General features: G+C 67.9%; 18 protein-coding genes. 10 read left to right on the top strand and 8 right to left on the bottom strand.

The window, feature by feature from the left end:
* Positions 1-9 precede the first annotated feature (9 nt).
* Positions 10-1446 carry a phospholipase D-like domain-containing protein gene (locus MKK52_RS21155; RefSeq protein WP_243957325.1) on the top strand — a complete coding sequence of 479 codons (1437 nt, stop codon included), beginning with the start codon at positions 10-12 and terminating at the stop codon, positions 1444-1446.
* On the opposite strand, the gene MKK52_RS21160 is transcribed toward MKK52_RS21155, so the two are convergent.
* Positions 1364-2143, bottom strand: coding sequence for an endonuclease/exonuclease/phosphatase family protein (locus tag MKK52_RS21160; RefSeq protein ID WP_243957327.1), 780 nt, complete (start codon positions 2141-2143; stop codon positions 1364-1366). The genes MKK52_RS21155 and MKK52_RS21160 overlap by 83 nt on opposite strands.
* Before the next feature lie 296 nt (positions 2144-2439).
* Here MKK52_RS21160 and MKK52_RS21165 point away from each other — a divergent pair, with 296 nt between their 5' ends.
* Positions 2440-3225: a lytic transglycosylase domain-containing protein gene (locus MKK52_RS21165; RefSeq protein ID WP_243957733.1), complete on the top strand. Its 786-nt coding sequence runs from the start codon at positions 2440-2442 to the stop codon at positions 3223-3225.
* A 57-nt stretch (positions 3226-3282) separates the two neighbouring features.
* On the opposite strand, the gene MKK52_RS21170 is transcribed toward MKK52_RS21165, so the two are convergent.
* Positions 3283-4650, bottom strand: a complete 1368-nt coding sequence (locus MKK52_RS21170) for an MFS family transporter (RefSeq protein ID WP_243957329.1) — start codon at positions 4648-4650, stop codon at positions 3283-3285.
* A gap of 226 nt (positions 4651-4876) precedes the next feature.
* Between MKK52_RS21170 and MKK52_RS21175 the strand changes: the two genes are divergently transcribed.
* Entirely contained in the window at positions 4877-5704 is an 828-nt protein-coding gene (locus MKK52_RS21175) for a DUF1236 domain-containing protein (protein ID WP_243957331.1), read from the top strand.
* Positions 5705-5716: 12 nt separating this feature from the next.
* Here the strand turns inward: MKK52_RS21175 and hrcA are convergent, their stop codons facing one another.
* Positions 5717-6772 (bottom strand): heat-inducible transcriptional repressor HrcA, encoded by a 1056-nt coding sequence (hrcA, locus tag MKK52_RS21180; protein WP_243957333.1) that lies wholly within the window; start codon positions 6770-6772, stop codon positions 5717-5719.
* A 162-nt stretch (positions 6773-6934) separates the two neighbouring features.
* Between hrcA and rph the strand changes: the two genes are divergently transcribed.
* Genes rph through hemW form a run of 3 tightly spaced genes read left to right on the top strand, consistent with a single transcriptional unit; the run spans position 6935 to position 9452 of the window.
* Positions 6935-7648 (top strand): ribonuclease PH, encoded by a 714-nt coding sequence (rph, locus tag MKK52_RS21185; protein WP_243957334.1) that lies wholly within the window; start codon positions 6935-6937, stop codon positions 7646-7648.
* Positions 7645-8280 (top strand): RdgB/HAM1 family non-canonical purine NTP pyrophosphatase, encoded by a 636-nt coding sequence (gene rdgB / locus MKK52_RS21190; protein WP_243957336.1) that lies wholly within the window; start codon positions 7645-7647, stop codon positions 8278-8280. The genes rph and rdgB overlap by 4 nt, the downstream gene beginning before the upstream one ends.
* Complete coding sequence (gene hemW / locus MKK52_RS21195; RefSeq protein ID WP_409564710.1) at positions 8277-9452, top strand: radical SAM family heme chaperone HemW; 1176 nt, start codon at positions 8277-8279, stop codon at positions 9450-9452. Before rdgB ends, hemW begins: the two co-directional genes overlap by 4 nt.
* A 108-nt stretch (positions 9453-9560) precedes the next feature.
* Here the strand turns inward: hemW and MKK52_RS21200 are convergent, their stop codons facing one another.
* Positions 9561-10505, bottom strand: a complete 945-nt coding sequence (locus MKK52_RS21200; RefSeq protein ID WP_243957340.1) for a L,D-transpeptidase — start codon at positions 10503-10505, stop codon at positions 9561-9563.
* A gap of 435 nt (positions 10506-10940) precedes the next feature.
* On the opposite strand from MKK52_RS21200, the gene MKK52_RS21205 reads away from it, so the two are divergent.
* The 4 genes from MKK52_RS21205 (at position 10941) to MKK52_RS21220 (ending at position 15751) form a co-directional block, all read left to right on the top strand.
* Positions 10941-12188: an MFS transporter gene (locus MKK52_RS21205; protein ID WP_243957343.1), complete on the top strand. Its 1248-nt coding sequence runs from the start codon at positions 10941-10943 to the stop codon at positions 12186-12188.
* Between the two features lie 207 nt (positions 12189-12395).
* A complete protein-coding gene (locus MKK52_RS21210; protein WP_243957345.1) occupies positions 12396-13688 on the top strand; it encodes an MFS transporter in 1293 nt (430 codons plus the stop codon).
* Positions 13689-13707: 19 nt separating this feature from the next.
* The gene (locus MKK52_RS21215; protein ID WP_243957742.1) at positions 13708-14916 is read left to right on the top strand and encodes a CaiB/BaiF CoA transferase family protein; all 1209 of its coding nucleotides are present in this window, start codon (positions 13708-13710) and stop codon (positions 14914-14916) included.
* Between the two features lie 22 nt (positions 14917-14938).
* Positions 14939-15751: an enoyl-CoA hydratase/isomerase family protein gene (locus MKK52_RS21220; protein WP_243957347.1), complete on the top strand. Its 813-nt coding sequence runs from the start codon at positions 14939-14941 to the stop codon at positions 15749-15751.
* A 33-nt stretch (positions 15752-15784) separates the two neighbouring features.
* Here the strand turns inward: MKK52_RS21220 and xoxJ are convergent, their stop codons facing one another.
* The 4 genes from xoxJ to MKK52_RS21240 all read right to left on the bottom strand — a co-directional run bounded on the left by xoxJ (position 15785) and on the right by MKK52_RS21240 (position 20112).
* Positions 15785-16630: a rare earth element methanol dehydrogenase accessory protein XoxJ gene (gene xoxJ / locus MKK52_RS21225; protein WP_243957349.1), complete on the bottom strand. Its 846-nt coding sequence runs from the start codon at positions 16628-16630 to the stop codon at positions 15785-15787.
* Positions 16630-17238 (bottom strand): c-type cytochrome, methanol metabolism-related, encoded by a 609-nt coding sequence (locus tag MKK52_RS21230; protein ID WP_243957351.1) that lies wholly within the window; start codon positions 17236-17238, stop codon positions 16630-16632. The genes xoxJ and MKK52_RS21230 overlap by 1 nt, the downstream gene beginning before the upstream one ends.
* A gap of 131 nt (positions 17239-17369) precedes the next feature.
* On the bottom strand, positions 17370-19175 hold the full coding sequence (gene xoxF1 / locus MKK52_RS21235; RefSeq protein ID WP_243957352.1) for a lanthanide-dependent methanol dehydrogenase XoxF1: 1806 nt from the start codon (positions 19173-19175) through the stop codon (positions 17370-17372).
* A gap of 649 nt (positions 19176-19824) precedes the next feature.
* Positions 19825-20112, bottom strand: a complete 288-nt coding sequence (locus MKK52_RS21240; RefSeq protein WP_243957355.1) for a hypothetical protein — start codon at positions 20110-20112, stop codon at positions 19825-19827.
* Positions 20113-20182 lie beyond the last annotated feature (70 nt).

The following is a 20182-nucleotide window of genomic DNA, read 5'->3' on the forward strand; positions in this document are numbered from 1 at the left end:
GGGATGCCAGTGGACCAGGTCGTCTATCGTTGGATCAACTCGACCGCTTTGCTGCGGGCGGACGTGGAGGCGCTGGTCGGCGTCTGCCTCGCCATCGCGGTGACGGTGCATGCGCTGCTGCGCAAGCGGCGCGTGAGCGTGGCCGTGGGGTGGATCGGGCTGGCGTGGCTCTCGCCGATCTTCGGATCGGCCCTCTACCTGCTGCTCGGCATCAACCGCGTCTATCGCCGGGCGCGGAAGATGCGCGGGCGCCCCTCCGAGGCGGTGCCGCCGCCGGATGCGGACGATGCCGTCGTGCCGGAAACCCTGTGGCCTCTGGACCGGGCGATCCGGCGCATCACCGGCGCGCCCGCGCTCATCGGCAACCGGGTGCGGATGTTCCGCAACGGCGACGCAGCCTACCCGGAGATGCTGGCCGGAATTCGAGACGCGCGGGCGAGCGTCGCCATGACGAGCTACATCTTCCGCGATGACGCGACCGGCCGCGAATTCTGCGAGGCCCTGGCGCAGGCCAAGGGCCGGGGCGTCGAGGTGCGGGTCATCATCGACGGGATCGGCGGCGGCTATTTCCGGACGCCGGCCTACAAGCGCCTGCACGCGGCCGGCGTGCCCGCCGCCCTGTTCATGCATTCTGCCCTCCCCTGGCGGATGCCGTTCCTGAACCTGCGCAACCACAAGAAGCTGCTGATCCTCGACGGACGGGTCGCCTTCACGGGCGGGCTGAACATCGCCGCCGCGAACCGCGTGAGCACGAAGCCCCGGGATCCGATCCGCGACATCCATTTCCGGTTCGAGGGGCCGGTGGTGGACCAGCTCGTCACGGCCTTCACGGCGGACTGGGCCTTCGCCGACGGCGAGAGCCTCGACGGGCCGCCCTGGTTCATGGAGGCGCCCGCCGTCGGCGACTGCGTGGCCCGCGTGGTGACGTCGGGGCCCGATGCCGACGTGCAGAAGATCGAGCAGGTTGTGATCCAGGCGTTGAACTGCGCCCGCCGCCGGGTGCGGATCGCGACGCCCTACTTCCTGCCGGACGAACTCGTGACCGGCGCCCTCATCCAGGCCGCGACGCGGGGGATCTCCGTCGAGGTGGTGATCCCGGCGGTCAGCGATCACCGGTTTATCGATTGGGCGATGCGCGCCCATCTCGACGTGCTGATCCGCGCGGGCGTGCGGGTCTATCTCGACCGCGATCCGTTCGACCACGCCAAGGCGATGGTGGTCGATGACGTGTGGTGCTTCGTCGGCAGCGCCAACTGGGACATGCGCAGCTTCCGCCTGAACTTCGAGCTGAACGTCGAGGTGATCGACGCGGATCTCGCCGGGCAGATCGATGCGCTGATCCGGGCGAAGATGGACCTGCCGCTTACCGAGAAGGATCTCGCAAACCGATTCTTGCCCGTGCGCTTGCGCGACGCAGGCGTTCGGCTGCTGCTGCCATACCTCTGAGCGGCGCGGGCGATTCCGGCTCCGGGCAGAGATGCACGACGATGGGCCGGTGGTCCGAGGGGCCGCGCGGCAGCACCGCGCTCTCCCGGCACACGAGCCCCCTGGCGATGCAGCGGTCGAGGCGCAGGGGCAGCACCTCGATCATCGAATGGGTCGGCCGCCGGGGGCCGATGTCGCGGAACCCCGGCACCATGGCCGGGCCGACGATGTTGTAATCGCCCAGCACCGCCGCGCGGGGCGGAAGGCCCGTCACGATCCGCCGCAACTGCCGCCGGTTCAGCATCTGTCCGTGCGAGAGGTGGACGTTGGCAATGCCGAACGTGCCGAGGTCGACCACTTGGCACACCCGGTGGACCACCGCGCCGGAGGGCAGCGTGACCGTGCGCGGCGGGCTCGGAAACGGGGTCGGGCTCCACATGGCGAGCCCGTGGATGCGCCCCGGCAGCGGCGCCCAGGCGTAATGGCCGCCGACGCGCTCCTTCAGGAACCCGATGGCCCGCGTCGCCTCCTGCATCAGCAACAGGTCGGGCGATTCCTGCTCGATCAGGGCGATCACGTCCTCGATGGCCGCCCCCACCCGCCGCAGGAGATTCCAGCTGATGATCTTGAAGGCTGGGCTCGGGGTATCGAGGCCGGCTGGTGTCACGAGCTGCACGCCCGCCAGTTCCGGTGCATCCGCAAAGGTGGGTTTCGTCATCGTCCCCGACCGTTTCGCATTCGCCGGCCTCCCCGCCGCCTCGCTCAAACGCTTCGCGATCCGCTCGGTTCGACCGGCGCCGCGAGGGCCTTGCCGCGAGATCCTGGCTCCCGTGAGGCCGGAAGCGTCTCGGAAACCACGCTGCGATCACTTCTGTCGCGGATGGGGGGAATCCGCACGTCTTGGGGCCGTCCCAGCGTGCGCCAACCTTCGCGATATGCTTTAGACCGCAACGATATTGCCGAACGGACCATTCCGTCCGGCCGGAATTTCAGGAGTTTCCCGTGGCTGCACGCATGCGTCACTTCAGCCTCGCCGTCGCGGCGCTCGGCCTGCTCGGCGGCGCCCTCACCGAGGCGCAGGCCGCCCAGTGCGGCAACACCTCGGCCGGGTTCGAGACCTGGAAGCGCGAGTTCATCGCCGAGAACCGGGGCCGCGCCAGCGCCGAAAGCCTCGATGCCCTCGCCGGCACCAGCTATTCCACCGCCACCATCTCGGCCGACCGGGGGCAGCACAGCTTCAAGCTCTCCCTCGACCAGTTCATGGCCAAGCGCGGCGCCGCCACCATCGTGAAGCGCGGCCGCGCCCTGAAGCGCACCAACGCCGCCCTGTTCGATTCCATCGAGCAGCGCTACGGCGTGCCGCCGGGCCCGCTCCTGGCGATCTGGGGCATGGAGACCGGCTTCGGTGCCGTGAAGGGGAACGTGAACACCCTCTCGGCCGTCGCGACTCTCGCCTACGATTGCCGCCGTTCGGAATACTTCACCGATCAGCTCCGCGCCGCCCTTACCCTGATCGACCGGGGCATCATCTCGGCCGGCACCCGCGGTGCGGCCCACGGTGAGATCGGCCACACCCAGTTCCTGCCGAAGAACGTGCTGAACTACGGCACCGGCGGCGACCTCAACAACGTCGGCGCGGCCCTCTCCTCCACGGCGAACTTCCTGAAGGCCCATGGCTGGCAGCGCGGCGCGGGCTACCAGCCCGGCGAGCCGAACTTCGCGGCCCTCCAGGGCTGGAACGCGGCCCAGGTCTACGAGCGGGCCATCGCCATCATCGGCAAGCAGATCGATCAGGACTGAGACCGGTCCTCGTCGAAATGAAGGGGGGCGGGCCGCGAGGCCCGCCCCCTTTTTCGTTCAGGCGGTCGCGAGCCCCGCCTTCTTTTTCTTGCCCAACGCCTCTTCCACCGTGCCGTCGCCGTCGAGATAGCCATGAACCTTCGGGTTCGGCATGATCAGCGAGGCCACGAAGGCGATGGCGAGCATGATCGTCACGTACCAGAAGAAGGTCGTCTCGATCCCCGCATCCTTGAACCACAGCGCCACGTACTCGGCGGTGCCGCCGAACATCGCGTTGGCGAGGGCATAGGACAGGCCGACGCCGAGCGCCCGGACGTTGGTGGGGAACAGCTCCGCTTTCACGATGCCGCTGATGCCCGTGTAGAATGAGATAACCGCCAGCCCGAGGGTGATCATCGCGAAGGCGAAGTAGGGGTCTTTGTTGGTGTGCAGGAACGACATGATCGGCACCACCATCAGCATGCCGAGGCCGCTGTAGAGGATCATGTTGGCCTTGCGGCCGATCTTGTCCGACAGGGCGCCGAAGATCGGCTGGATCAGCATGTAGACCAGCAGAACCCAGGTCATGACCTGTGAGGCCGAGGTCTTCGGCATCCCGGCGGTGTTGACGAGATACTTCTGCATGTACGTCGTGAAGGTGTAGAAGCTCAGGCTGCCGCCGGCCGTGTAGGCGAGGACGACGCAGAACGCCCGCCAGTGCTTGAACAGCTCGCTGAAGGTGCCGGCATTCTCCTTGTCGCCGGCTTCCTTGGTCTCGGCCAGGGAACGACGGAGGTAGAGCGCAACGACCGCGAGGCCCGCGCCGATGAAGAACGGGATGCGCCAGCCATAGGCCGTGAGTTCCGCGCTCGTCATGACGGCCTGGAGGCCGACCAGCACCAGGGACGCGAGCAGCTGCCCGCCGATCAGAGTGACGTACTGGAACGAGGCGAAGAACCCGCGCCGTCCCTTGATGGCGACCTCGCTCATGTAGGTGGCCGACGTCCCGTACTCACCGCCGACAGAGAGGCCCTGGATCATCCGCGCCAGCAACAGCAGGACCGGCGCCAGGGTACCCACGGTGTCGTAGGTCGGCAGGATGCCGATCAGCAGCGAGCCGAAGCACATCATCAGCACGGAGATGACCATGGAGGTCCGCCGCCCGACCCGGTCGCCGATGCGCCCGAACAGCCAGCCGCCCACCGGGCGCATGAAGAAGCCCACCGCGAAGATGCCCGCCGTCTGCAGGAGCTGGCTGGTGGAATCGCCCTTCGGGAAGAAGGCCGGGGCGAAGTAGAGGGCGAAGAAGGCGTAGCAGTAGAAGTCGTACCACTCGACGAGGTTGCCGGACGAAGAGCCGACGATCGCGAAGATGCGGCGGCGCCGGTCGGCCGCGTCGTGGGGCTCCGACGTGATGGTGATACGGCCGGCGGGAGGTGCGGACATGGCGTCTCCGGGACTCGCTGGGCCGACACTGCGCCGGCTTCTCGGGCTTGGGCGGACGTTACAGCCCCAACCCCCGCCCGCAAGGGTCCCTCACGTTCGCGTGTGGGAGACGCGGCGGCTTGTCACCAGCCTTGGACGAACGATGCCGGAACGGTTTCGATTCCGTCCCCGTTCCGGCCCGGGTCGAGCGTCCGGTGGGCGCGCCCTCTGGGACGGTGGACGGCAGATGAACAGGATTCTTCGCAGCACAGTGGCCGCAGCGGTCATCATGGCGGGCGCGACGACGGCCTTCGCCCAGGGTGGACCCGGTGGCGGGGCCGGCGGTGGCGGTGGCGCCGGGGGCGCGGCGGCCGGTCCGGGCGGCGGTGGCGGTCCGGGCGGCGGCGCGAGCGGCGGCCCCGGCGCGGGTGGACCGGGCGCGGCGGGTCCGGGTGGCGCAGGCGGCGGTGCAGGGATGCGCGGCGGTGAAGGCGGCGGGCGCGGCCCGGCGGCCGGCGGCGGGGCGGAACGTGGTGGACCCGCCGAGCGCGGTGGCGCGGCCGAGCAGGGTGGCCCGGCCGGACGCGGCGGCGCGGCCGAGCGGGGCGGCGCGGAGCGTGGTGGCCCTGGCGAACGCGGTGATCGTGGTGGCCCCGGCGAGCGCGGCGAGCGTGGCGGACCCGGCGAGCGCAATGGGGCGGCCGAGCGCGGCGGTCCCGATGGCCGGAACGGGCCGGGTGCGGCCGGCGAGCGGCGCGGTGCCGAGCGGGGGCCGGGCGTCCGTGGCGGTCGAGAGGGGGGTGGGGTGCGCGGCGGCTATTCCCGCCTCGACACCGGGCGGCGCACGGAGTTCCGCCAGTCGCTCCTGCGGGGCGGTGTCTCGCGCCTCGACAGCGTGGACTTCGCGCTGAGCGTCGGCACGGCGATCCCGCGTTCGGTGCGGCTGCACCGTCTGCCGCCGGCCATCGTGGAGCTGGTGCCGGATTACGAGGGCTACGACTTCATCCTCGTGCGCGACGACATCGTCATCATCGATCCCGACACCTACGAGATCGTGGACGTGATCCCCGCCTGAGCGGGCGAACGATCACCGCCCGCCGTCGAGTAGCTTCGAGACGACGCGGGCGGTGTAATCGACCATCGGCACGATGCGGGCGTAGTTCAGCCGCGTCGGGCCGATGACGCCGACCACGCCGACGATCTTCTGCGACCCGTCGCGGAACGGCGCCGCGATGAGCGACGAGCCCGAGAGCGAGAACAGCTTGTTCTCGGAGCCGATGAAGATCCGCACCCCCTCCCCCTGCTCGGCGCGGGCGAGGAGGTCGATCACGTCCTTCTGCGTCTCCAGGTCGTTGAACAGCAGGCGGATGCGCTCCAGGTCTTCGGCCGCGCGCAGGTCGTCCAGCAGATTGGCCTGTCCGCGCACGATGAGTTGCCGCGCCTCCGAGGGCCCGACCGGGGTCGCGAGGCCGGCATCCACCAGCCGCTCGGTGAGTTCGTCCAACTCGCGCTTCTTCGCGAGGCGGCCCACCTCAATCTCCGCGCGCAGCACGCCGAGGGTGCGCCCCGCGAGGCGGGCGTTGAGGTAGTTCGTCGCCTCCTGCAGCGCCCCCGCTGGCAGGCCGGGGGGCAGGTCGAGCAGGCGATTCTCGACGCTGCCGTCATCCGAGACCAGCACCACCAGGGCGCGGGCGGGGTCGAGCCGCACGAACTCGATATGCTTCAGGCTCGCATTGGCCTTCGTGGTGAGCACCACGCCGGCCCCGCGCGACACGCCCGACAGGAGGCTCGACGCCTCCGTCAGCGCGGATTCGAAGGTGTGGCGCGAGGCGACCGCGCGCATCTGGCCCTCGATCCGGTCCTTCTCGTCCTGCCCGACATCGCCGAGTTCGAGCATGGCATCCACGAAGAATCGCAGGCCCTGCTCGGTCGGCAGGCGCCCCGCCGAGGTGTGGGGCGCGAAGATCAGGCCGGAATGCTCCAGATCCGCCATCACGTTGCGGATGGAGGCCGGGGAGAGCGCCATCGGCAGGATGCGCGCGAGGTTGCGCGAGCCCACCGGCTCTCCCGTCGTCAGGTAGCTCTCGACGATCTGCCGGAAGATCTCCCTGGCGCGCTCGTTGAGGGCAGAGAGGGCCTGCATCTGTTGATTTTGTGAAATGTCGAAGCTCTGATGTGTCACGGTCGCCGGGTCCTGACTCCCGATCATGTCTGCCCTGGGCTCGCGGATCAATCCGCTGCTTGCTCGCCGGGGCCGTGCAGCCTATGAGCCCGGCCCGCACTTCTCGCAATGAAAGGGTGTCGCATGCGGCCATCCAACCGTGCCGCCGACGCGATGCGGCCCGTAACCCTCGAACGCGCCGTGGCGCGCTACGCCGAGGGCTCCTGCCTCGTCAGCTTCGGCAACACCAAGGTGCTGTGCACGGCCTCCCTGGAGGAGCGCGCGCCGCCGTGGCTGCGCGGCTCCGGCAAGGGCTGGGTCACGGCCGAATACGCGATGCTGCCGCGAGCGACCCATGAGCGCACCCGCCGCGAAGTGAATTCCGGCAAGCCCTCCGGCCGCACGCAGGAGATCCAGCGCCTGATTGGCCGCTCACTCCGCGCCGTCACCAACCTCTCGGCCATCGGCGAGAAGCAGGTGACGGTGGATTGCGACGTGATCCAGGCCGATGGCGGTACCCGCACCGCCGCCATCACCGGGGCCTGGGTGGCGCTTCACGATTGCTTCGCGTGGATGCGCACGCGCTCCATCATCTCCGTCGATCCGCTGCGCGATCACGTCGCCGCCGTCTCCTGCGGCATCTACAAGGGCATGCCGGTCCTCGACCTCGAATACGAGGAGGATTCGGCCGCAGATACGGACGCGAACTTCGTGCTGACCGGAAAGGGCGGCATCGTGGAGGTGCAGGGCACCGCCGAAGCCGAGCCCTTCACCGAGGCGCAGCTCCTCGAATTGCTCCGCCTCGCCCGCATCGGGACCGAACGCCTCGTGGGCCTGCAGAAGGAGGCCATCGCGTGAGGCGCCGCCTGACCGGCAAGGTGGTGATCGCCACCCACAACGCGGGCAAGCTCGTGGAGATGCGCGAGCTTCTGGCGCCCTTCGGCATCGAGGCCGTCTCGGCGGGCGAACTCGGCCTGCCCGAGCCCGACGAGACCGGGACGATGTTCGCCGAGAACGCGGCGATCAAGGCCCATGCGGCGACCAAGGTCACCGGCCTGCCGGCCTTCGCCGACGATTCCGGCCTCTGCGTCGATGCCCTCGACGGCGCGCCGGGGATCTTCTCCGCCCGCTGGGCCGGGCCGACCAAGGACTTTTCCGGCGCCATGGCACGGATCTTCTCCGAACTCGACACGCGCGGCGCCACGAATCGCAAGGCGCACTTCGTGTCGGCCCTCGTCCTCGCGTGGCCCGATGGCCATACCGAACTGTTCGAGGGCCGCGTGTTCGGCGACCTCGTGGAGCCGCGCGGCACGGCCGGCTTCGGCTACGATCCGCTGTTCCGCCCCGAGGGCCACGAGCGGACCTTCGGTGAGATGACTGCCGAGGAGAAGCACGGCGTCGATTGGCAGTCGGGCAAGGGGCTGTCCCACCGGGCGCGGGCCTTCGTGGACCTCGCCCGCGAATGCCTCGCCCCGTCGGAGCGGACTTGACCGCCGCGATCCCTGACCACCCCACCCGCGATGCGGGGTTCGGGGTGTACCTGCACTGGCCGTTCTGCGCGGCGAAGTGCCCGTATTGCGACTTCAACAGCCATGTCCGCCATGCCGGCGTCGATGAGGCCCGCTTCCTCGCGGCCTTCCGCGCCGAGATGGCCCATGTCGCCGCCCGCGTGCCGGGGCGGGAGGTGACGAGCATCTTCCTCGGCGGCGGCACGCCCTCGCTGATGAAGCCGGAGACCGTGGCGGGGCTGCTCGATGCCATCGCCGGGCATTGGCGCGTCGCGCCAGGGGCGGAGGTGACGCTGGAGGCCAACCCGTCGAGCGTCGAGGCCGGGCGCTTCCTGGGCTACCGGACGGCGGGGGTGAACCGCGTTTCCCTCGGCGTACAGGCCCTGGACGATGCCTCGCTGAAGACCCTCGGGCGCCTGCACAATGCGCAGGAAGCCTTCGCCGCGATCAAGGTGGCGCAGGGCACTTTCGCGCGGACCTCCTTCGACCTGATCTATGCGCGTCCGAACCAGAGCCCGGCGGCATGGCGCGCCGAACTCACCGAGGCCATCGCGCGGGCGGCCGAGCACCTGTCGCTCTACCAGCTCACCATCGAGCCCGGCACGCCGTTCTACGGCCTCGCCGCCGCCGGCAAACTGGTGACGCCCGACGAGGACGTCTCCCGCGCGCTCTACGACGTAACGCAGGAGGTCTGCGAGGCTGCGGGACTGCCGGCCTACGAAATCTCGAACCACGCCCGGCCCGGCGCCGAGGCGCGGCACAACCTGCTCTATTGGCGCTACGGCGAATATGCCGGGATCGGGCCCGGCGCCCATGGGCGCCTTGTGACGCCGGAGGGGCGCATCAGTACGGTCACCGAGCGCGGCCCCGAAGCGTGGCTCGCCCGCGTCGAGGCGGACGGCCACGGCATCGCGGAAACCGAACACCTCGCGGCCCCGGCCCAGGCCGACGAATTCCTCGTGATGGGCCTGCGCCTCTCGGAGGGGATCGACCCCGCCCGCTACGCCGCCCTCGGCGGGCGGCCCATCGACCCCACGCGGATCGACGCGCTTGTGGGGGATGGGCTCCTGTCTCGGAAGCCCGACGGCCGCATTGCTGCGACCGCTGCCGGGGCTCCGGTTCTCAACGCGCTTGTGGCTGAACTGGCAAAGTAACCGCTCATCGTCATTGCGAACGTAGTGAAGCAATCCAGGGAGCCGCGACGTCCTGAAACGTCCCGCTGCCCTGGATTGCTTCGCTTTGCTCGCAATGACGGCTCAGGGTCAGTTCAGCACCACAACCTTCGAGCCGACATTCACGCGGCTGAACAGGTCGATGGCGTCCTGGTTGATCATGCGGATGCAGCCCGAGGACACGCTCTTGCCAATGGAGAAGGGCTCCAGCGTGCCGTGGATGCGGAACAGCGTGTCCTTGTTGCCCTGCCAGAGATACATGGCGCGGGCACCGAGCGGGTTGCGCAGGCCGCCGGAGACGCCGAGCCCGCTCTGGAGCTTGTCGACCTCGCTCGCCAGCTTCGGGCTGCGGGCGATCATCTCCTTCGGCGGATACCAGTCCGGCCACGCCTGCTTGGAGTTCACGGTGGCCGTGCCGGACCACGAGAAGCCCTGCTTGCCCACGCCGACGCCGTAGCGGCGGGCCCGGCCGCCCTCCTGCACCAGCGTCAGCTGGTGGGCGCGCGGATCCACGATGATCGTGCCCGGCTCGTAGGGGCCGTTATAGGCAATTTCCTGGCGCAGGTAGGCCGGGCTCATCCTTTTGTAGTCGAAGGCACGGACGGGAAACACGTCGTCCTCGATGGGGCCGTAGGCCTTCGCGTAGTCGATCGGGCCGTTGTCGGGGGTGCGCAGGACGGCCTTGGCCTTCGCGGCCTCGATCGGCGAGAGCGCCGGATCGCCGGAGGCTTCCGGCTGGACCAGGGCGGCCTGCCGGGAGGCCGGCGGCTGCATCGCCGGGGCGGGGGCCGGAGCGAGCGCGGGCGCGGCGGCGGCGGCGGCCTGACGGTCGAGCACGGCACGGCCGAACTCGACGCGGCCGGCATACGGCACGTAACGGTCGCCGCGCTTCAGGTAGTAGGCGCCGTTCTGGTCCTGGAAGAGCCGGTCGGCATCGGGATCGGCCAGGGCGGTGCGGGTTTGCGCCAGGGCGGGCGCAGCCGCCGCGCTGACGGCGAGGCCGGCGAGGAGCAGAAGGCGGATCGGGGCGGACATCGTGAGTCTTCCTGAAAGACGAAGGCGGATCACGGACGGAGTCGGCCGTGCGTCATCCGGTCAAGCTTCAACGAGATCTACAAAAGCCGCCGGGCGTCGCCAAGCGCGGCCATGCCATACCGGACCCGCGTATGACTTGCCGCCGGGCTTTCCGCGCGGCTGTTGCATGCATGCAGCAAGTTAATCCCATCAATTGCGACTGATTTTGCGCGTGCGCCCGTTTGCGCGTCACCCCTGCCTCGTTGCGCGGCACAGCTTTCCGTCGCGCCCGAATTCGCCGCCCGTGGCGGCTGGCACACCTCGTGCATTGTTCGCCCTGCCGCCTCAGGCGCGGCACGTGGAGCAACGGCGCTCCGCAGAGCGGACGGTGTGAGTCCGGATCCCCGGCATGTACGGCCGCGTCGCGGCTTGCAAACTCTGACGAGCACCTCACCCATGGCGAGCTTCAAGACCGTGATGAAGTCGGGCCACCCCCCGACCTTGTTTGCCGCATTCCTCTACTTCGATTTCTGCTTCGCGATCTGGGTCCTGAACGGCGCGATGGGCCCGTTCATCACCGAAACCTACAAGCTCACCCCGGCCCAGACCGGCTTCATGATCTCCCTGCCGATCCTGGCCGGCGCGATCATGCGCTTCCCGCTCGGCGTGCTGGCCCAGTATATCGGCCGGAAGAACGCCGCGATCACCGAAATGGGCATCATCGTCCTGGCGATGGCCTACGGCTTCTTCGCGGTCTCCTCCTACAACGACGTCCTCGCCATGGGCGTGCTGCTCGGCATCGCCGGCGCCTCGTTCGGCGTCGCGCTGTCGCTGGGCTCGGGCTGGTTCCCGCCGGAGCATAAGGGCCTCGCCATGGGCATCGCGGGCGCCGGCAATTCCGGCACCGTGCTCGCCGTGCTGTTCGCCCCGCCGCTGGCGCAGATGTACGGCTGGCAGGCCGTCTACGGCTTCGCGGGCGTCGTGATGCTCGTTCCGCTGGTGGTGATGATCCTCCTCGCGAAGGAGCCGCCGGACCTGCATGGCCAGTCCTTCAAGGAGCACATCTCCTGCCTGTTCACGAAGGATGGCTGGGCCTTCTCGCTGATCTACGTCATCACCTTCGGCGGCTTCATCGGCCTGTCGAATTTCCTGCCGACCTTCTTCTACGAGCAGTTCTCGGTGACGAAGGTCGAGGCCGGGCGGCTTACGATGCTCGCGGCGCTGATGGGCTCGGGCATCCGCATCGTCGGCGGCTACTTCGCCGACAAGCTCGGCGGCGTGGCGGTGCTCTCGGTGGTGCTGCTTGCGGCGGTGGCGGCCTTCCTGGCGCTGACGGCGAACCCGTCGCTCGCCATGACGACCATCCTGTTCATGTTCTGCTTCGCCGCCCTCGGCGCGGGCAACGGTGCGCTGTTCCAGCTCGTGCCCCTGCGCTGGCCGAACAACACGGCGGTCGCGGGCTCGATGATCGGCGAGATCGGTGCCCTCGGCGGGGCGATCCTGCCGAACGTGATGGGCCTGTCGAAGCAGTATACCGGGCACTTCGCCACCGGCTTCGTCATCTACGCCGTCTTCGCGGCCGTGGTGCTCGGCTGCCTCGCCCTGTGGCAGCGCAACTGGGTGGGCTCCTGGGTCGGCCCGCGCGGCAAGGCCCTCTCGGCGCCGGCCGAAGAGAACACGAAGCTTCAGCCCGTGACGGCCTGAACACTGTCGATATCACCGCAAGGACGGGGGCCGCACGGCCCCCGTTCGCTTTTGTGGGCCATGAGCGCATGATGATCATTGACGGTTGCCAAAGACGCCAAGACGGGATTGAATAACGTATTAATCGAAGTGTCAGGCCGTGAGGCCGAGGCACCGTGCGGGCACGAGGGGCAGCAAGCTCCCGGCGCCGCCAGGGAGGGGAAGGCGATGATGAAGCGCGTGAGCGCCACCAACGGCGTGCTCGGCCTGCTCTGCCTGATGTATTTCATCACCTACCTCGACAGGGTGAACCTGGCGACGGCCGGCACGGTGATGATGCACGACCTCGGCATGTCGAAGACCGAGTTCGGGCTGATGCTCTCTGCCTTCGCCTATCCTTACGCGATCTTCCAAGTCATCGGCGGCTCGGTGGGCGACAAGTTCGGCGCCCGGCGGACCCTCATGATCTGCGGCATCATCTGGGCGATAGCGACGGTCCTCACCGGCCTCGTCGGCGGGCTCTTGAGCCTGTTCCTCGCCCGCGTGCTCCTCGGCTTCGGCGAGGGCGCGACCTTCCCCACCGCCACCCGCGCCATGCAGAACTGGACGGCGCCGGGCAAGCGGGGCTTCGCGCAGGGCATCACCCACGCCTTCGCGCGGTTCGGCAATGCCGTCGCCCCGCCCATCGTCGCCTTCCTGATCTACCATTTCGGCTGGCGCGTGAGCTTCTTCGTCCTCGGCGGCGCGAGCTTCGTCTGGGTGGTGATCTGGTATCTCTACTTCCGCGACGATCCCTCGGACCATCCGAACATCACCCAGGCCGAGCTTCAGACCCTGCCCGCGCCGCGCAAGGTCGGCGTCCGGCAGAGCGTGCCGTGGGGCGCTCTCACCCGCCGGATGCTGCCGGTGTCGATCACCTATTTCTGCTACGGCTGGACGCTGTGGCTGTTCCTCGGCTGGCTGCCGACCTTCTTCAAGGAGAGCTACGGGCTCGACCTGAAGAACTCGGCCCTGTTCGCCTCCGGTGTGTTCTTCGCGGGCGTGGTGGGCGACACGGTCGGTGGTGTCGCCAGCGACAAGATCGGTCACGTCACCGGGAACGTGAAGCTCGCGCGGCTGTCGGTGATCGTGATCGGCTTCCTTGGCGCGGCGGCGAGCCTGACCGGCGTGTTCTTCACCCGCGACCTCACCTACGTCGCCCTGCTGCTCTCCTCCGGCTTCTTCTTCGCCGAACTGGTGATCGGCCCGATCTGGTCGGTGCCGATGGACATCGCGCCGAAGTATGCCGGAACGGCCAGCGGCCTGATGAACACCGGCTCGGCGCTGGCGGCCATCGTGTCCCCGATCGTGTTCGGCTTCATCGTGGATCGCACGGGCAGCTGGACGCTGCCCTTCATCGGCTCCATCGGCCTCTGCCTGCTGGGCGCGGCCCTCGCCTTCACGATGCATCCCGAGCGCGAGTTCGTGGATCCCCCGGTCGAGCCCACCGGGCGTGTCGCCAGCGTCCCCGCGGGAGAGTGATCCGATGGCCGTCGCGACGATGGAGCGGCACGGGCCGCTCGCCGGGATGCGAGTGATCGAGCTGGCGCACATCATGGCCGGGCCGGTCTGCGGGCTGATGCTCGCGGACATGGGCGCCGAGGTCATCAAGGTCGAGAAGCTCGACGGCGACGACACGCGCCGCACGGTCCCCCCGGCCCTGGACGATGAGAGCGCCGCCTACATGATGATGAACCGGGGCAAGCGCGGCCTCAGCCTCGATCTCAAGGCGCCGGAGGGCGTCGCCATCCTGCGGCGGCTGCTCGGCAATGCCGACGCGCTGATCGAGAACTACCGCGCGGGTACGATGGAACGCCTTGGCCTCGGCTACGAGAGCCTGCGGCAGGATTTCCCCGGCCTTGTCTATTGCTCGCTGTCCGGCTTCGGGCGCAGCGGCCCCTATGCCGACCGGGCGGGCTTCGACCTCGTGGCCCAGGGCATGAGCGGCCTCATGTCCGTGACTGGCGAAGGGCCGGGCCGCCCGCCGATGAAGTGCGGGCCGCCCGTCACCGACATCACCGCCGGCATCCTCGCCGCGATGGGCGTGCTTGCAGCCTATACGCGCCGCCTCAAGACCGGCCAGGGGCAGGTGGTGGACACCTCGCTGTTCGAGGCGGGCATCACGCACACCTACTGGCAATCGGCCATCGCCATGGCGACCGGCATTGCGCCCGGCCCGATGGGCTCGGCCCACCCGCTGAACGCGCCCTACGAAGCCTTCGAGACGGCCGATGGCTGGATCACCATCGGCGCCGCCAACCAGACCAACTGGCTGCGGATGCTGAAGGCCGTCGGCATGGAAAACCTCGCCGAGGATCCGCGCTTCGCTCTAAACCGCGACCGCATGGCGAATCGCGAGATTCTGGCCTCGACCCTGGCCCCCGCCTTCCGCGAGCACAGCTCGGGCGATTGGCTCGCCCGCCTGGAAGCCGAGGGCGTGCCGGCCGGGCCGGTGCTCGACGTGAACGCCATGCACCGCGATCCGCAGACGTTGGCGCGCGAGATGGTGGTGGAGGTCGAGCATGCCCGCGTCGGGCGGATGAAGACCCTCGGCCTGCCGGTGAAGTTCTCGGAGACGCCCGGCCGCGTCCACGGGCCGGCCCCGCTCCTCGGCCAGCATTCCCGTGCCATCCTGGCGGAAGCGGGCTACGATGATGCCGCGATCGACGCCCTGATCGCCCGCGGCATCGTGTGCGAAACACTCGCCTGATCCCGGCTGCGCGGAGGCCCCGATGAACGCTCACGCCCCGACCGACGAGTTGCTGTTCACCAAGGACGAGGCCGGCATCGCCCGCATCATCCTGAACCGGCCGCAGGCCCGCAACGCCCTCACCTTCGCGATGTATCGCGGGCTGATCGCCTGCTGCGAAAACATCGCGGCGGACCCGTCCGTGAAGGCGCTCATCATCACCGGCGCGGGCGAGAAGGCCTTCGCGGCCGGCACCGACATCGCGCAGTTCCGCAGCTTCGCGACGGCGGAGGATGCGCTGGGCTACGAGCGCTTCATGGATCAGGTGCTCGGCGGCCTGGAGCGGCTGCGCGTGCCGACCATCGCGGCCATCGCCGGGGCTTGTACGGGCGGCGGCGCGGCCATCGCGGCGGCCTGCGACCTGCGGATCGCCACCCGCGACGCGCGGTTCGGCTTCCCCATCGCCCGGACGCTGGGCAATTGCCTCAGCCAGGGCAACCTCAAGCGGTTGTCGAACCTGATCGGCCCCGCGCGGGTGAAGGACATCATCTTCACCGCGCGCCTCGTCGGCGCGGACGAAGCCCTCGCGATCGGCCTCGTCGGTGAGGTCGTGGACGATCTCCACTCGCTCAACGAGCGCGCCGAAGCCCTCGCGACCCTGCTCGCCGGCCACGCGCCCTTGACGATGCAGGCGACGAAGGAAGGGCTTCGCCGCCTCGCGGAGGAAGAGGCCGGCGCCGAGGGCGAGGCGCGGCCGGGCGATGACCTGATCCTCATGTGCTACATGAGCCAGGATTTCCGCGAGGGGATGGAAGCCTTCCTCGGCAAGCGCGCGCCGGACTGGCAGGGGCGGTAACGCCCCCTCCCCTGCGCATCGCGGAGGGCGAGCTCAGCGCTCGCCCGGCTTCAACAGCTTGTTCTCGTCCTGGTCGAGAAGCGGCACGTCGTAGTCGCGCAGCACCTTCTCGATATCCGCGCTGCGCTTGCGCAGGGCGGTGTTGAGGGCGCGCTTCCAGTCGTTCTCACCGAGACGCACACCCATGGCGATCCGGTAGGCCATCGGCGGGCGCTCCGGCTCCTTGAGCAGGGGCGTAACCGTCATCTCGGTGCCGCTCTGCTTCGCGAGCCAGCCGGCGGCCGGGCCCCATAGCACGGCGGCGTCGATCTCCTTGGCGGCGAGATCGGCGATTACTTCGGCCGAAACGGTCTGGTATTTCCGCTTGGGATCGAGCGCGTAGGGCGGATACGCCTTCATGGCCGAGACCAGCCCCAGATCACCCATGCGGTTGACGGGCGGCGTGCCGGCGATGACGCCGATCTTCTTGCCCTTCAGGCGCGGATCGTCGAGCGCGGTGGCGCCGTCGAACTCGCCCTTGCGGGTCACGAGGGTGTAAGTGGAGCGGTAGTAGGGGTTCGTTGTCTGGACGAGGTCGCTGCCGAAGGCTTGCCCGATCACCACATCGCACAGGCCGGTGCCGAGGGTATTACGGACGAAGCCCGGACCCTGCGTCAGCCAGTAATAGCGGACCGTGACCTTCAACTCGTCCGCGATGATCGCGGCGATTCTGTTCTCGAAGCCGTCTTCCTTACGCTCGGAGAACGGCATGTTGCCGGGATCGCCGCAGACGCGCAGAACGTCGGTCGTCACGGTGTCCGGCAGGTGCTGTGCGACGGCCCCCTGCGCCACCGTCATCGACAGGGCGCAGAGGATCGCAAGCTGGGGGGCTCGGGCCATTAGAAGCCCATGCACTCCTTCTCGGCCTTCTTGGCGGCGTCAGGCTTGTCCTCGTGGTCGCTCGGCCGGATACGGCCGATGGCACCTGCGGCACGGGCCTTCAGGTAGACGTAGAGGTCGTCCGAGTAGCACATGACGTTCTTGTTGTCGCCGAAGGCCGGCATGACCTTCTGTTCGGCGGCATTGATGTCCTGCTTGCCGCCGACCAGGATGCCGATGAACTCCTCGTAGGAGAGGTGCTTCAGCGAATCCTTGAGCGCGGGGGCGTAGGTCGAACCCATGCCGTCCGGGCCGTGGCAGACGTGGCACTCGGCGTGATAGCGGCGGTAGCCGGAGTAGCTATACCAGTCGAGCTTCTTACCATTGTCGGTGATGTGGAAGGTCGGATGGCCTTCGGCGTCGACGTATTTGCCGTCTTCGACCTTGACCGCAGCGTCCTTCTTCAGAAGCTCCGGCTCGCTTTCAGCCGTCTTGTCGTCCTTGTTGATCGAATTGGCGAGAGCCGGATCCGGCTTGGCATCCTCAGCATGTACGGCGACCGCAGAGACGGTCGCTAGGGCGAGGGCGGCGAGTACCGGCCGCGTGATGAATGTGCTGAGGTGCAGCAACGTGCGCTTCTCCCTGATTGAGGTCTTTCCGTCTCCCTTCGAGCAGAGACCTCTTGAACCACTTCTAGTCAAAAGGATGCCGGCGCGGAAGCCCGCGCCGGCACCAATGTTTAAGCGTTCACCGCGACCGATTAGTTCGGCAGGGCGAAGACGGTCAGCTGGCCGCCGAGGTTGGTGTACTGCGACAGAGCCGCGTAGCCACCCACCGCGCCGAGACCGGCGTTCGGATCGGTCAGGCCGGCCGCAAGGCCGATGCCCGCCCAGCCGCCGACGCCCGAGAGGACGCCCACGTACTGCTTGCCCTTGTGCTGGTAGGTCATCACGTTGCCGATGATGCCCGACGGAGTCTTGAACTTCCAGAGCTCCTTACCGGACTTGTCGTCGACAGCCTTGATGTAGCCTTCCAGAGTTCCGTAGAACACCACGTCACCGGCGGTGGCGAGAGCACCCGACCACACCGAGAACTGCTCGGGATCCGACCACTTGATCTTACCGTTCACGCCGTCCCAAGCGATGAAGTTACCCATGCCGCCGTGGGAGTTCGGAGCCGGGTACATCGAGAGGGTCGCACCGACGTAGGGCTGGCCCGGGGTGTAGGTCACCCGGAACGGCTCGTAGTCCATGCAGACGTGGTTGGTGGGCACGTAGAACAGGTTGGTCTTCGGCGAGAAGGCAGCGGGCTGCTGGTCCTTGGTGCCGAGGGCCGCCGGGCAGATGCCCTTGGAGTTCACGTCCTCACCGTTCTGCTCGGTCGAGTACTTCGCCTGAACGAGCGGACGGCCGTAGGTCTTGGAGCTCTTGTCCATGTCGACCTTCGAAGCCCAGTTCACCACCGGGTCGAACTTCTCGGCGACCAGGAGGGCGCCGGTGTCGCGGTTCAGCGTGTAGCCGAAGCCGTTACGGTCGAAGTGGGTCAGGAGCGGCTGTTCCTTGCCGTCGATCTTCTGATCCGTGAGGATCATCTCGTTGATGCCGTCGAAGTCCCACTCGTCGTGGGGGGTCATCTGGTAGACCCACTTGGCGACACCGGTATCCGGGTTACGCGCCCAAATGGTCATGGACCACTTGTTGTCACCCGGACGCTGCTTCGGGTTCCAGGTCGAGGGGTTGCCCGAGCCATAGTACATCAGGTTCAGCTTGGGATCGTACGAGAACCAACCCCAGGTGCAGCCGCCGCCGGTCTTCCACTGATCGCCTTCCCAGGTCTTCAGCGAGGAGTCCTTGCCGATCGGCTTGCCGAGCTCGGTGGTCTTCTCCGGGTCGACCAGGATCTGGTCATCCGGGCCTTCCGAGAAGCCGCGCCACACCATCTTGCCGGTCTTCAGGTCGTAGGCGGTGACGTGGCACTGCACGCCGAACTCGCCGCCGGAGATGCCGACGATGACCTTGTCCTTCACGGGAAGGACGGTGGCGGTGTTGGTCGCGCCCTTGGACGGGTCGCCGTTCTTCACGGACCAATTCACCTTGCCGGACTTGGCGTCGAGCGAGACGACCGTTGTGTCGGCCTGGTGGAGGAGGATGGCGCCGTCGGCGTAGGCCAGACCACGGTTGACCGTGTCACAGCACATGACCGGGATCACGGACGGATCCTGCTTCGGCTCGTACTTCCAGAGGATCTTGGCGTCGTGGTCCAGATCCAGGGCGTACACGATGTTCGGGAACGGCGTGTGCACGTACATGATGTTGCCGACGACGAGCGGAGAGCCCTCGTGGCCGCGCAGGACGCCGGTCGAGAACGTCCAGGCGACCTGGAGGTTCTTCACGTTGTCCTTTGTGATCTGGTCGAGCTTCGAGAAGCGCGTGTTCGCGTAATCGACCGTCTGCAGGACCTGCTCAGCAGGATTGGCAATGCCCTTCAGAACGCTTTCGTTGGCAAGCGCCGGCGTGGCGACGGCCGCAACGCCTGCCCCCAGGGCAAGGAGATGTACCGCTCTCATGGAATTCCTCCGACAAGTCATTAGTAAGTCTCCGAACATGCCGCGTGGGCAATGCCAGAAGAACTGCAACCTGACTCTTTCGCGACAGGGATAGAGCCTCGATAGCGGGCGGGTGGGTGACGGAGATCTTCATCAGATCTCCGGCCAGAGGCTGCCCATCCCCTTAGGCGGCCCCCTCGAAACCGAAGCTGAAACGGACCTTAAGAGATTTTTGAGCGCCGTCAACACGGAGTTTGGGGCCAGTTCCCCCGCCGGGGCCACGGATGGTTTCGCAGACGTGAAAACGGCTTAGTTGCTGCCGCGCACAAAATCATATTGCACCGCGTTCAAAACGAATTTGAAGCGGCGCCGCCCCGGCCTGCCGGAGCCGGTAGGATTTCACGGAAAGTGGAAAAGTCTCTTGTTCCGGCACGGCATAGTGGAAAGTCAGTAAAGTGCGGCCGCGATAAGGGGTATCAGCCCTACGAGTATCGCAGTGCGGGAGGGCTGAGGGAGCCGGTCGGACGCGCCTCCGCAGAAAGCCACGGTCGGATCGTGGGGATTGCGCCTTCCTGCCGCATGATCCACCCGTCCGAGCCGGGAAAATTCGGCAAAGCGTGAGCGTCCGCGACGAGCCGACGCGCCATGCTGACTGTTTAGAAATTGAGAATCAGAGTTCGGGGACTGGGCCGGTCGACTCAAATTCGGCGACGTCGCCGACGAGGTCGGTGATCGATATGGCGAAGCTGCACCCGCTCTTCACGCGCAGTTGCGCATCGGGTTCCAGCCAGATCGGCCACAGGCCGGCATGGCGCCCGGTCAACGTGCCGTGCGCCACCGGGCCATCGGAACGCGGTTCGACGACGATCCGGTAACGGACGCGGACGGACTCGCAGCCCTCCGCGATGACGACGCCGCGACCGGTATGGATGTTCAGACCGTCCTCGGGCTCGGACATACGCTAAGCAGGGCCAGGGAAAAGCGGCAATCCCATTGCCACTTAATCCCGGCGGGGCGTTCTGTCACCG

Source organism: Methylobacterium sp. J-067 (genome assembly GCF_022829465.1).
GTDB lineage: Bacteria > Pseudomonadota > Alphaproteobacteria > Rhizobiales > Beijerinckiaceae > Methylobacterium > Methylobacterium litchii.